Origin of the sequence: Nonomuraea sp. NPDC050202 (genome assembly GCF_040656115.1) — a bacterium.
Classification (GTDB): Bacteria; Actinomycetota; Actinomycetes; order Streptosporangiales; family Streptosporangiaceae; genus Nonomuraea.
Genome location: NZ_JBFALF010000011.1, coordinates 280355 through 293648 on the forward strand (window position 1 = coordinate 280355; position 13294 = coordinate 293648).

Below are 13294 nucleotides of genomic sequence, written 5' to 3' on the forward strand. Positions count from 1 at the left end.
ACGGGCCCGTACATATCGGTCAACCGACAGAAATTCGAGCGCCCGGAGACCCGATGGACGTCACCGCCACTCCCCCGCCGCCCACCGACGAAGCCGCGCTGCGGACCTTCGGCTACCGCCAGGAGCTGCACCGCAGCATGGGCAGGTACGCCTCCTTCGCCGCGGGCTTCTCCTTCATCTCCGTGCTCACCACGGTCTTCCAGTTCTTCGCCATCGGGTACTCCTTCGGCGGCCCCGCCTTCTTCTGGACCTGGCCGATCGTGCTGGCCGGGCAGCTCCTGGTCGCGCTCTGCTTCGCCGAGCTGGCCGCGCGCTACCCGATCTCCGGCTCCATCTACCAGTGGTCCACCCGGCTGAGCACGCCGGCGTTCGGCTGGTTCGCGGGATGGATCATGATCCTCGGGCAGATCGTCGTCATCGCCGCCGCGGCGCTCGCCCTTCAGGTGGTGCTGCCCTCGATCTGGCCGGGCTTCCAGCTCGTCGGCGGCGACCCCGCGCCGACCACCGCCACGGGCGCGGCCAACGCCGCGATCCTCGGCCTGATCCTGCTCGCGCTCACCACGGCCGTGAACGTCATCGACAACCGCGTCCTGGCCCGGGTCAACAGCATCGGCGTCACCACGGAGATCATCGGCGCGGTGCTCATCATCGTGCTGCTGTTCACCCACGCCGAGAACGGCCCCGGCGTCACGTTCAGCACCGGCGGTCAGGGCGGGGCCATCGGCGCGCTGCTGGTCGGCTCGTTCACCGCCGCGTACGTGCTCATCGGGTTCGACAGCGCCGGCGAGCTGAGCGAGGAGACCCGCAACCCCCGCCGGGTCGCCCCGCGCACCATCCTGACGGCGCTCACGGCGGCCGGGCTGCTCGGCGGGCTCATCATCTTCGCCGGCCTGCTCGCCGCGCCCAGCCTGACCGACGGGCGGCTGGCCACCGAGGGCCTGTCGTACGTGCTCACCAGCAGCCTGGGCGACTGGGTGGGCAAGCTGCTGCTGGCCGACGTGGTGGTGGCGATCGCCGTGGCGACCATGGCGATCCAGACCGCGGCCACCAGGATGTTGTTCTCCATGGCCCGCGACGGGGTGGTCCCCTTCTCCGGCGCGCTGTCCAGGGTCTCGCGGCGCACCGGCATGCCGACCGGCCCCGCGCTGGTCACCGGGGCGCTGGCGGCCGCGATCCTGCTGCTCAACTTCGCCTCCCCCGAGGCGTTCCTGGCCATCGGCACCACCTGCATCGTGCTGCTCTACCTGGCGTACGCGATGGTCACGGGCCCGCTGCTGGTTCAGCGGCTGCGCGGCGCGTGGCGGGGCGGGGCGCCGGCCGGGACCGCGGAGGACGGGACGCCGCTGTTCAGCATGGGCCGCTGGGGACTGCCGGTCAACGCGCTGGCCCTCTGCTACGGGCTGGCGATGTCGGTGAACCTGGCCTGGCCGAGGGCCGAGGTGTACGCCCCGATCACCGGCCACTGGTTCTTCCAGTGGTTCACCCTGATCTTCCTCGCGGCGGTCGTCGCCCTGGGCCTGCTCTACCGGCGGCTACGCCAGACCGGCGTGGCCGGCGGGCGGTTGCCGGTCGCGAACACCGGCCAGGCGTAGCGCCGCGTCGGCGGTGGCGGCCGCCAGCGTCTCGACGGCGGTGGCGGCCAGCTCGCCCGGGGTGTCCCTGCGGATCAGGATGACGCCCTCGATCAGCGCGAACAGCAGGTCGGTGCGGAGCGCGCGGTCCCCGGGAGCCAGCGCCGCCCCGGCGGAGGTGGCCGCCAGCAGCTTCCCGTACACGTCCTTGAGCTCCTCACGCATCCGCCGGAACCCGGCGAACCGCTCCGTACGCACCTCGGGCAGCAGGTAGAGCGCGCCCAGGTTGTACGGCCCCGAGCACAGCAGCCCGGCGTCCCGATGGCACAACTCCCACAGCCGCTCCTCCGCCGTGGCGCCGGACAGGGCGCGCGCGGCCTCCAGGGACGGCCGCACCGTGCTCTCCAGCAGCTCGGCGAGGATGTCCTCCTTGCCGTCGAAGTAGTGGTAGATCGACGCCTGCCGGATCCCGGCCCGCTCGGCCAGCGCCCGCGTCGTGGTGGCGGTGTAGCCGTGGGTGGTGAACAGCTCGGCCGCCGCCGTCAGGATCTCCTCGCGCGGGCTCAGCCCGCTCCGCGGGCGCGCCACGGCGCGCGGCCTGCCTACTTTACGCACGGTGGAAGGGGCGGTCACCGCACGATCGTCGCACACCCGCGCCCGGCCCCGCCGCGTGCCCGCCGGCGACCCGGCCGCGGCACCCGGCACGTCACCGGTGCCCGCCGGCGACCCGGCCGCGCCGCCCAACGGGTCACCGGTGGCCGCCGGCGGCGCCGAACCACCGTGGCAGCCTGTCGAGCAGCTCCTGCTGATCGTCACCGGCCCACGCGACGTGGCCGTCCGGCCGCAGCAGCACGGCGGGCACGTCCAGCTCCTCGGCGGCGTCGCTCACGTGGTCGACCCGATCCGCCCAGCCCGCCACCGAGAGCCGGCCGGTCCCGTCGAGCAGCAGGCCGCGGCCCCCGCGCATCAGCTCGTACAGGCGCCCTCGCTTCAGCCGCACGTCCCGCATCCGCCGGCCGAGCAGGTGGTGGCCCTCGCCGAAGTCGTAGCGCACCCCGATGGCGGTGATCTTCTCGATCAGGTGCCGGTGCACCTCCTCGAAGTCCATCAGCTCCGACAGCAACCGGCGCACCGCCCGGGGCCCCGGCTCGGTGGACAGCAGCGCCATCTGCGCGCGCGTGTTGTCCAGCACGTCGGCGGCCACCGGGCGCCGCTCGGCCTGGTAGCTGTCCAGCAGGCCCTCCGGCGCCCAGCCGCCGAGCTCGGCGGCCAGCTTCCAGCCGAGGTTGACCGCGTCCTGGATGCCGAGGTTGAGCCCCTGCCCGCCGACCGGCGGGTGGATGTGCGCCGCGTCCCCGGCCAGCAGCACCCGGCCGACCCGGTAGCGCTCCGCCAGCCGGGTGGCGTCGCCGAAGCGGGACAGCCAGCGCGGTTCGCGCGCGCCGAAGTCGGTGCCGGCCCACACCCGTAGCTGCCTGCGGAACTCCTCAAGAGCCGGCGGGACCGCGCGGTCCTCGGCCAGCCCCTCGGCGGGCACGCCCACACGGTACACCCCGTCCCCGAGCGGTATGGCGCCGAACACGAGCTGGGTCTTGCGGACCTCCGCGACGACGGCGGCGATCGTCTCCGGATCCTCGGTCAGCTCCATCTCGCCCAGCAGCGTCTCGGTCGTGGCGGGCTCGCCCGGGAAGGCGACGCCGAGCAGCTTGCGCACCGTGCTGCGGCCGCCGTCGCAGCCGACGAGGTAGCGCGAGCGCAGCCGCGTGCCGTCGGCCAGCTCGGCGCTCACCCCGTCCTCGTCCTGGCTCAGCCCGACCAGCGCGCAGCCGCGCCGGATGTCGGCGCCGGCCTCGGCGGCGTGCTCGGCCAGCAGGCGGTCGGTGATGGTCTGCGGGATGCCGAGGATGTAGGGGTGCGCGGTGTCCAGCCGGTCGAGCGGGGGCTTGGCGATGCCGGCGAAGTGACCGCCGATCGGGTGCCGCCGGCCGTGCGCGAGGAACCGCTCCAGCAGCCCGCGCTGGTCCATCACCTCGATGCTGCGGATGTGCAGGCCGAGCGAGCGGACGTACGGGGGCGGCTCCGCCTCCTTCTCCACCACGAGCACGCGCGCGTCGTGCAGCCGTAGCTCCGCTGCCAGCATCGAGCCGGTCGGCCCGCCGCCGGCAATGATCACGTCGAACATGGATCACCCGTCCGGTGAGGTCGCAGGTCGGCCAGGCGCTCCGCGCATCATTTCCGCAGGTCCTGGCCCAGCCGCTGATTCTGCGGCACGACCCCCGCCTTGCCGCAAGACCCCCTGTGCGCTATAGGTTGAAAGTGGCGGCGGCTTCACCTGCCTGCTTTCCCCCCTTCCTCCCGCATCTGCCGGTGCACCCCCGGGGCAGGCCCCTGGAAGGTACGATCGCCCCATCCGATGGGCTCGGCGGGCAAGGCGGTGTCCCGATGTCGACGAACGCGCCGTCGCTGGAGCAGCGTGCGGTGGCCAGGGGCAGGGCGACCGTCGTGCAGGCCGGCGGAGATGTGATCACCGGTGACGTGTTCGTCGGCAGGTTCGCCCGGCTGCGTGACGTCTGGATCGATCCGGCTCCCGTCTTCGACGAGGTCGAGGTCGGGCGGTTCGTCGGCCGCAGGTGGCTGGTCGACGAGGTGGACCGGCACCTGGCCCGCCGGGAGCGCGGGTACGTCGTGATCCAGGCCGATGCGGGACTGGGCAAGACCATGTTCGCCGCCTGGCTGGCCAGGACCCGCGATCTGCCGTGCCATTTCACGCGCCGGCGCAAGGGCCGGGTCGCCACGACCGCGTTACGCAACCTCGCCGTTCAGCTGATCGCCCGCTACAACCTGGCGGAGCAGTTCGCGCCCGGGGGGATGCTGCCGGAGACAGCGGGCGAGCCCGGCTGGTTCGACCAGGTGCTCGCCGCGTCGGCCCGGGCCGCCCAGGCGGCGGGGCAGCAGGTCGTCCTCGTGGTGGACGGCCTGGACGAGGCGGAGAACGTCGACGGCGACCTGCCGCTCGGCCTGCCCGCCGTGCTGCCGCGCGGCGTCCACGTGATCGTCACCTGCCGCACCGGGACGAACCTGCCCGCCCTGCGGCAGCCGTACAAGGCCGTCGGCTTCGACGCGGCCGACGCGCGCAACATGGGGGACGTCAGGGAGTACCTGCACGCGGCTGCCGGGCAGGATCCCGAGATCAGCCGGCTGCTGGACGAAAACGGCCTGCAGGCCGGCGCGTTCGTCGAGCAGATCTTCCAGCGCTGCGGCGGCATGTGGGTGTACATCCGCTACGTGCTCGACGAGCTGCGGCTCGGGCTGCGCGGCCCCGGCGAGCTGAACCGGCTGCCGTCCGACCTGGCCGGCTTCTACGCCGAGAGCCTGGTGCCGCGCGATCCCGGCCCGTCGTGGGCCGCCTTCCAGCTCCCCCTGCTGGCGGTGCTGGGCGCCGCCGCCGAGCCGCTGTCCGCCGACGCGCTCGCCTCCCTGGCCGGGCTCCCCGACCCGCACGCGGTGGAGGAGTGGTGCCTCGGCCCCGGGCGGCCCTTCCTCAGCGCGGTCAGCGGCGACCACGAGCGCCGATACGGGATCTACCACGCCAGCCTGCGGGAGTTCCTGCAGGGTGAGCAGGAGCTGCCGCTCGACGGCCACCGGGCCAGGTCGTGGCAGCTCGCCCGGGCGACGCACCGGGCGCACCAGCGCATCGCCGAGCACTACCTGGAGGAGTTCGGCGGCCTGGACGGCAGGCTGCCGCTCCTGGCCGCCGATCCCGCCCTGGCGCGGCGGCACAACGGCTACCCCCTGCGCTACCTGGCCCACCACCTGGAGCAGGGCCGCCATCACGACCGGCTGGACGCGCTGCTCGCCTGCGAGCACGCGGCCGGCGGGCAGGTGCGCAACGTCTGGCACACCGCCCACGAGGAGGCGGGCACCCTCGGCGACTACCTCTCCGACCTTGCCCGGGCCCGCAGGCTCGCCGCCGACGAGGTGGACGCGAGCCTGCGGGCCGGCCGCGCCGCCCCGTCGTTCGGCAGGGAGCTGCGCTACTCGATCATGACGGCCGCCATCGGCACGCTCACCGGCAACGTGCCGAGCGAGCTGGTGTCCGCACTGGTCGGTGCCGGCATCTGGTCGCCGGCGCGCGGCCTCGCGCACGCCGAGCACCTCCAGCAGCCGTTCGACCGCACCTTCACCTTCCTGGCTCTGCTGCCACGACTGTCGGGCGAGGACCACGCCCGAGCAGTGGCGGGGGCCGTGACCGCGGCGCGGCAGGTGGAGGACGCCTACCAGCGGTCGCTGGCCATCCGGGCGGTGCTCGCCGGCGACGTGCCCGTGCCCCGGGACCTCGGATCCGCCGCGCTCGACGCCATCGCCGAGATAGACGACGAGTCCGACCGGGCCGAGGAGCTCATCGCGGTGGCGGGCCACCTCGTCCCCGAGTCGGTGCCGATCGCCGTGGAACTGGCCGGGGCGATCGAGGCCGAGGACGACCGGGTCAGGGCGCTCGCGGCCTTCTTCCCGTACATGCCGGACGAGCAGCTTGCGACCATGCTGAGCGAGGCCCGGAACATCACCGGCGGCTACGTGCAGGCCTGGTTCGTGCAGCGGCTCGTTCCGCACCTACCGGCCGGAGCTCAGGGATCGGTGGCGGCTTTCGCCCGCGGCCTGCCCGGCGCCGACAACCGGGCGTGGATCCTCGCCACTGTGGCCGAGCGGACGCCCGAGGACGTCGAGCTCGTCACCGAGGCCCTGACAGAGGCGCGCGCCACCGCCGAGCCCTTCGACCGCGCCTGGGCGCTGGCTCATCTGCTCGCCCTGTCCGCGGAACCCGATCGCTCCCCCCTCGTGGCCGAGGCGCGGGCCGCCGCGCGTGCCGTCACAGCCCCTGACGACCAGGCCTGGGCGCTGTCCTTCGTCGCCGGGGAACTCACCGGCGATCCTCGCGCGGATCTCGCCGCGGAGATGCTCGATCTCGCCCGCCCGGTACGGACGTCGCAGGAGCGCGCCTCCATCCTCAGAGCGGTGGCCGCGTTGCTCGATGACGAGGAGCCGGCGGGCGGCGTCGACCGTGCGCTGGTGAGCGCGGGGATGGAGGTGGCCAGGAGCCTCGAGACGGAGGAGGAACGCGTCGACGCCTTCGTGCGGCTATCCCCGTACTTCGACGAGGCGCACTGTGACGCCGCGTTGGACGTCCTGCGCGCGATCGAGGACGAACACCTGCGCGTACAGGGCCTGCACGCGCTGGTCGGCCGTCTCCCCGACACCCGCGTCGGCGACCTGCTCAACGAGGCGAGCCGGCTCTCCGACACCTACGCACGCTCGTCACTCGTCGACGGGCTGGCGCCCCGCCTGCGGGGGGCGTCACTCGGGGAGGCGCTCGCCATCGTCCAGTCGATCACGGACGACTACGGCCGCGCGCAGTTGCTCGGCCGGTTGTCCCGCCACCTCGAGCCCCCGGAGCGGGCGGCCGTCCTCGACCGCGCGCTGACCGCGGCGCGGGCGATCACGCGCGGCCGCGACCGTGTCACGGTGATCGTGCTGCTCGCCGAGGAGTTCGCGCCGCCGGACCGCGAGGCGCTGTACGCGGAGGCGATGTCGATCGTCGACGGCCTGCCCGAGGACGACGATCTGGTCTACCTGCTCCGGCGGCTGCAGCGGCACCTGCCCGAACCGTTGAGGGAGAGCGCCGCCCTGCGTGCGATCGAGCTGGCCAGGCGGGTCGACCTCATGGAGGCCGAAAGAGCGTGGACCCTCAGCGAGATCGCGCTCTTCTCGCCGGAGCCGCGTCGTGGCGAGCTCATCGCCGAGGCGGTCGAGTCAGCGAGAAGGGTCGTGGACGAGCGCCTCAGGGCCGGTGTGCTGGCCGAGCTCAGCGTGCATCTGGTGGCCGGCGAGCGCGCCCGGCTGCTGGGCGAGGCGAAGGCGGCCGTGCTGGGCGCGGGGGGCCGGCGCAACCTCGCGTTCAGGGTGGCCGCCCAGGCGCTGCGCCTGCTGCCCGAGAGCGCCATCGTCAAGCTCCTGGCAGTGGTGAGACCGGTCATGAGGCAGCCGGGCCGGGTCGATGCGCTGCCCGAGATCGTGCGTCATGTTCCCGAGCTGCTGATCCGGGAGGGGATGCGCGCGCTGAAGACGTTCCTGCTGCCGTTCCACCGGGCGCACGTCTTCGGCACCGTCGCCCTCCACCTGCCCGAGCCCGGCCGCACGGAGGCTCTGGAGATCGCGATGGCCGCCCCCCGGCGTGCCGGTGCGCGCCGGGCCCTGCTCACCCAGGCCACCTTGCTCTGGCCCGCCCTGCCCGGCGTCGAGGAGATGACCGTTCTGCGCCGCTGCCTGGAGGGCGTGGACCTCGACGACTGCCTGACGATCCTGTCGGACGGCGTCGACCTGATCGCGCGGATCGGCGGGCCCGAGGCCGTCCGGGAGTGCCTCGGCGTCGTCTCGGCGGTGCAGAGGTGGTGGCCGTATTCGAGCGCCGCCACCGCCGGCGAGGGCTGAACGGCTCGCCTGTCACGCGCGGCCGGGGCTACCCGGTCAACGTCTCCAGAGCCCCGTTCCGCTGAAGGAGACGACGCGTGTCCCAGCCCTTGCCCTTCGTCATCGATCCCGCCGGTGCCGACCGCCACGCCGAGTACCGGGCCCTGCGGGCGCGTGGCCCGGCCACCCCCGTGGACGTGCTCGGCCTGCGGGCCTGGGCGGTCTCCGACCCCGCCCTGCTGAAGACCCTGCTGACCAGCGCCGACGTCTCCAAGAACGGCCGCGCTCACTATCCGGACTTCCAGCGGACGATCCGCACCTGGCCACTCGCGCTGTGGATCGAAGTGCAGAGCATGCTCACCGCGTACGGCGCCGACCACCGCAGGTTACGGCGGATGGTCGCCCCCGCCTTCAGCGCGCGCCGCATCGCCGAGCTGAAGCCGACCGTCGAGGCCATGGTCACGACGTTGATGGACGAGCTGGCCGCGGTGCCCGCCGGCCAGGTGGTGGATCTGCGTGAACGGCTGGCCTACCCGCTGCCCATCGCCGTGATCGGCCACCTGATGGGCGTGCCGGAGGACCAGCGGGACGACTTCCGGCAGCTCGTCGACAACGTCTTCGACAGCACCCTCACGCCCGAGCAGGCCCAGGCCAACGCCGCGCGCCTGTTCGAGGTCACCGACCAGCTGATCGCCACCAAGCGCGCCGACCCCGGCGACGACATGACCTCCCTGCTGATCGCGGCGCGCGACGAGGAGTCGGGCGGCGCCGGGTTCACCGACGTCGAGCTGCGCGACACGATGATCCTGATGATCAACGCCGGGTACGAGACCACGGTCAACGTCATCGACCAGGCCGTCTTCGCGATGCTGACCTCCCCCGGCCAGCTCCGCCTCGTCCGCGACGGCAAGGCGGCCTGGGAGGACGTGGTGGAGGAGACCCTGCGGGCCGAGCCCGCCATCAAGTACCTGCCGCTGCGCTTCGCCGTGACCGACATCAAGCTGCCCGACGGGCAGGTCATCGCCGCGGGCGAGCCCATCCTGGCCGCGTACGGGGCCGCCAACCGCCACCCGGACTGGCACGGGCCGGACGCCGACACCTTCGACGTCACCCGCCAGGCGAAGGATCATCTGGCGTTCGGCTACGGCGTGCACTTCTGCCTCGGAGCTCCGCTGGCCCGCCTCGAGGTCGCCGAGGCCCTGCGCCAGCTCTTCGCGCGGTTCCCCGCCATCTCGCTCGCGGCGCCGGCCGGCGCCCTGCGGCCGATCCCCACCCTCATCAGCAACGGCCACCAGCAGCTCCCCGTGTACCTGCGCGCCGCCGGGTGACCCGCCGTCCCCCGATCCCTGTCACGCATCGGGGGCGCCGTCTTGTCTGAGCTGTGCACGGCCGGATCGAACCGGCCACTGATCCGCGAAGGAATCCTGATGAGCACCGATCACGCTCACGCCCACCACCTCGACAACCCCGACAAGAGCGGCCCGCCGCCGAAGATCGACGTGGTCGCCACCGTGCCGGGGGCGCCGCCCGCGCCGGAGGGGGCCGAGGCGATGACGCTCCTGGTCACGTTGCCGCCGAACAGCCCCGGCGCGCCACCGCACCGGCACTCGGGGCCGGCGTACGGGTACGTGGTCAAGGGGGCGATCAATTTCGAGCTCGAAGGCGACCCCGCGCGCGTGGTGCGGGCCGGTGAGGCGTTCTGGGAGCCCGGCGGGGACGTGATCCACTACCAGGACGGCAACCATCTCGCCGACGAGGAGTCGGCGTTCGTGGTGACGATGTTCTGCGCGCCAGGGCAGCCGATGCTGATCCCGGTCAGCCCGGAGGAGCTGGAAGCCCGCCGGGACCGCCGCGCGCCCCGGTCATGACCAGGACGTCGCTGACCGCGCTCGCCCGCGACCTGGTCACCCGGGCCCGCGAGGCGGGCAGCGGCCGCAGCGCCACCACCGTCCACGGTGGGCACGATCGTTCGTTGCGGCAGACGGTCATGGCGTTGCGACAGGGCGAGCACATCCACGAGCACGAGCATCCCGGCGAGGTCACGGTGCACGTGCTGCACGGGCGGGTACGGCTGGTCGCCGGGCCCGAGTCGTGGGACGGGCTGCCCGGCGATCTGCTGGTCATGCCCGGACGCCGCCACCGCGTGGAGGCCGTACAGGATTGCGCGTTCCTGTTCACCACCGCGCGGTGCGGGTGAGGAGGGCCACCGGCCGCCCCGTGGCGGGGTGCCGGTGGCCTTCACCCTGATCCGTAGGGCGGCGGGCACCCCGCCCGCCGCGTATCGCCGGCCGCCTCCTGCCTCCACCGGACAACGGGCATGCGGCCGGCAGGGAGCGGTGCCACATGGTGAGGCGGGATTCCTGGTCGCGGCTGCGTGGCCGTCAGGCCGAGTGCGAGACGCTGGACCGGCTCGTGACGACCGTGCAGGGCGGCCACAGCGCGGTGCTGGTGGTGCGCGGCGAGGCCGGCATCGGCAAGACGGCGCTGCTGGAGTACGCGCGCGCCGCGGCCTCGGGCTGCCGGATCGCCAGGGCGGCGGGCGTCGAGTCGGAGATGGAGCTGGCCTTCGGCGGCCTGCACCAGCTCTGCGCCCCGTTCCTGGACGACCTGCGCCGCCTGCCGCAACCGCAGCGCCAGGCGCTCGCGACGGCGTTCGGCCTGAGCGCGGGAGCCGCGCCGGACCGCTTCCTGGTCGGGCTGGCGGCGCTCAGCCTGCTCGCCGACGTGGCCGACAGGGAGCCGCTGATCTGCCTGGTCGACGACGCCCAGTGGCTCGACCGGGTCTCGGTGCAGACGCTCGCCTTCGTGGCGCGGCGCCTGCTCGCCGAGCGGATCGGGCTGGTGTTCGCGGTGCGCCGGCCCTCGCTCGAACCGGAGCTGAGAGGGCTTGCGCAGCTCCAGGTGGGGCGGTTGAGCGACAGCGACTCCCGCGCCCTGCTCGACTCCGTGACGCCCGGCCGGCTGGACGAGCGGGTGCGGGATCGGATCGTGGCCGAGGCGCAGGGCAACCCGCTGGCCCTGCTGGAGCTGCCTCGCGGGTTGACGCCCGCCGAGCTGGCGGGCGGGTTCGGGCGGCCGGACGCCCGGGCGGCGGGCGGCCAGATCGAGCAGAGCCTGCTGCGGCAGGTCCGGGCGCTGCCCGCTGAGACGCAGCGGTTGCTGCTGATCGCGGCGGCCGAGCCGGTGGGCGACGTGACCCTGCTGGGCCGCGCCGCGGAGCTGCTGGGCGTCGAGCCGGTCGCCGCGGCGCCGGCCGAGGAGGCGGGCCTGATCACCGTCGGGACCCGGGTGCGGTTCCGCCATCCCCTGGTGCGTTCGGTGGTCTACGGCTCGGCGGCCCCGCGCGAGCGGCAGGAGGTGCACCGCGCGCTGGCCGACGCGACCGATCCCCGGTCGGATCCCGACCGGCGGGCGTGGCATCTGGCCGGCGCCGCCGCCGGCCCCGACGAGGCGGTGGCCGCCGAGCTCGAACGCTCCGCCGGCCGGGCCCAGGCCCGCGGCGGGGTCGCGGCGGCGGCCGCGTTCCTGGAGCGGGCGGCCGAGCTCACCCCCGACCCCGCCCGCCGCGGCGCCAGGGCGCTGGCGGCGGCCCGGGCCAAGTACCAGGCCGGCGGGTACGACGCCGCGCGCGGCCTCCTGGACGCGGCCGAGCTCACCCCGCTCGACGAGCAGCAGCTCGCCCGGGCCGGCCTGCTGCGCGGCCAGATCATGTTCGCCGCCAGGAGCGCGGGCGCCGCCCTGCCGCTGCTGCTCGGGGCCGCCAGGCGGCTGCAGCCGCTGGACGCGCGGCTGGCCCAGGAGACCTACCGCGACGCGCTCGACGCGGCTCTGACCATCGACCGCCTGCCGAGCGGCGCCCGGCTGCCGGATGTCGCCCGAGCGGCGCTCGCCGCGCCGCCCGGGCCGCCGCCGGAGCGCAACCATCTGCTCCTGCACGGCCTGGCCGTGATGACCACCGAGGGGTACGCGGCCGGTGTGCCCATGGTGCGGCAGGCCCTGGACGCCTTCCGCGCCGAAGGCGTCTCTCCGGAGGAGGGCCTGGGCTGGCTCCCGCTCGCCTCCCGCATGGCGTTCAACGTCTGGGACTTCGACGGCAACACGGTGCTCTCGACGCGGCTGGTCGACCTGGCCCGCGAGATGGGGGCGCTGTCGGTGCTGCCGTCGGCGCTCCTGCAGCTCGTGTCGAACCGGGTGCTGGCCGGTGAGCTCCGCTACGCGGACACGCTGATCGCCGAGGCGCAGGAGATCGGCGAGGCGACGGACAGCCGCTTCCTGGCCCACTACGTCGCGATGATGATCGAGCCGTGGCGGGGCAGGGAGGCCGCGACGCTGGAGGCGATCGAGGCGATCGGCCGGGACGCGGACCTCCACCAGGGGCAGGGCGAGATGCTGACCGCCGGCCAGTGGGCCGGCGCGGTGCTCTACAACGGTCACGGCCGGCACGAGGAGGCGTACGCCGCGGCCGAGCGGGGCGCCGCGAACCTTCAGGAGCTGGGCCTGGCCATCAGGTCCGCGGTGGAGCTGGTGGAGTCGGCGTCCCGTACGGGACGGCAGGCCCGCGCCGCCGAGGCCGCCAGGACGCTCGACGGGATGGCGCAGGCCAGCGGCACCGACTGGGCCCTCGGCACCTCGGCCATGGCGCGTGCCCAGGTGAGCGGCGGGCCGGCCGCCGACGCCCTGTACCGCGAGGCGATCGAGCGGCTCGGCCGCACCGGGGTCCAGGTCACCTACGCGCGCTCCCGGCTGCTCTACGGCGAATGGCTGCGCCGGGAGAACCGCCGGGCGGAGGCGCGCGAGCAGCTCGCTGCCGCGTACGAGGTCCTCGGCCGGATCGGGGTCGAGGCGTTCGCCGAACGCGCCCGGCGGGAGCTAGAGGCCACCGGCGAGACCGTGCGCAGGCGCCCCGCCGAGGCGGGTGACACGCTCACGGCCCAGGAGACGCAGATCGCCCGCCTAGCCGGTGCGGGGCTGACGAACTCCGAGATCGGCGCGCGGCTCTTCATCAGCCCGCACACCGTCGAATGGCACCTGCGCAAGGTCTTCGCCAAGCTCGGCGTGGCCTCCCGCAGGCAGTTGCGCACCGCGCTGCTGGAGGTTCCCCGGGCCACGGCCTGAACCCGGCCGCCCCGGAGGCGGCCGCCGGCGGGTGAACGTGGCCGGACGTCGCGGGGCGGCCGCGCCCCCGGCGGCCGGCCAGGCCGCGCGGATGGGCGCGCGGGCTAAGAAGAGGTCCGGGCGCAGGGGGGGGCTGATATCGA

8 protein-coding genes are annotated in these 13294 nt (G+C 74.2%); 6 read left to right on the forward strand and 2 right to left on the reverse strand.

The genetic code is table 11. The annotated features are described in order from the left end of the window. Window positions 1-53 precede the first annotated feature (53 nt). Window positions 54-1592, forward strand: coding sequence for an amino acid permease (locus tag AB0I79_RS28840; RefSeq protein ID WP_357879010.1), 1539 nt, complete (start codon window positions 54-56; stop codon window positions 1590-1592). Here AB0I79_RS28840 and AB0I79_RS28845 read toward each other — a convergent pair. Both AB0I79_RS28845 and rox read right to left on the reverse strand, forming a co-directional pair. Further along, complete coding sequence (locus AB0I79_RS28845; RefSeq protein ID WP_357879013.1) at window positions 1533-2204, reverse strand: TetR/AcrR family transcriptional regulator; 672 nt, start codon at window positions 2202-2204, stop codon at window positions 1533-1535. The genes AB0I79_RS28840 and AB0I79_RS28845 overlap by 60 nt on opposite strands. 115 nt (window positions 2205-2319) lie before the next feature. Continuing rightward, window positions 2320-3753 (reverse strand): rifampin monooxygenase, encoded by a 1434-nt coding sequence (rox, locus tag AB0I79_RS28850; protein WP_357879015.1) that lies wholly within the window; start codon window positions 3751-3753, stop codon window positions 2320-2322. Window positions 3754-4013: 260 nt separating this feature from the next. Here rox and AB0I79_RS28855 point away from each other — a divergent pair, with 260 nt between their 5' ends. The 5 genes from AB0I79_RS28855 to AB0I79_RS28875 all read left to right on the forward strand — a co-directional run bounded on the left by AB0I79_RS28855 (window position 4014) and on the right by AB0I79_RS28875 (window position 13151). Continuing rightward, window positions 4014-8057 (forward strand): hypothetical protein, encoded by a 4044-nt coding sequence (locus tag AB0I79_RS28855; protein ID WP_357879018.1) that lies wholly within the window; start codon window positions 4014-4016, stop codon window positions 8055-8057. Between the two features lie 77 nt (window positions 8058-8134). Beyond that, window positions 8135-9364 carry a cytochrome P450 gene (locus AB0I79_RS28860; protein WP_357879021.1) on the forward strand — a complete coding sequence of 410 codons (1230 nt, stop codon included), beginning with the start codon at window positions 8135-8137 and terminating at the stop codon, window positions 9362-9364. A 99-nt stretch (window positions 9365-9463) separates the two neighbouring features. Then, window positions 9464-9904 carry a cupin domain-containing protein gene (locus tag AB0I79_RS28865; RefSeq protein ID WP_357879023.1) on the forward strand — a complete coding sequence of 147 codons (441 nt, stop codon included), beginning with the start codon at window positions 9464-9466 and terminating at the stop codon, window positions 9902-9904. Continuing rightward, window positions 9901-10233 carry a cupin domain-containing protein gene (locus AB0I79_RS28870; protein ID WP_357879026.1) on the forward strand — a complete coding sequence of 111 codons (333 nt, stop codon included), beginning with the start codon at window positions 9901-9903 and terminating at the stop codon, window positions 10231-10233. Before AB0I79_RS28865 ends, AB0I79_RS28870 begins: the two co-directional genes overlap by 4 nt. 146 nt (window positions 10234-10379) lie before the next feature. Continuing rightward, window positions 10380-13151 (forward strand): AAA family ATPase, encoded by a 2772-nt coding sequence (locus AB0I79_RS28875; RefSeq protein ID WP_357879029.1) that lies wholly within the window; start codon window positions 10380-10382, stop codon window positions 13149-13151. The last annotated feature ends 143 nt before the right edge of the window (window positions 13152-13294 follow it).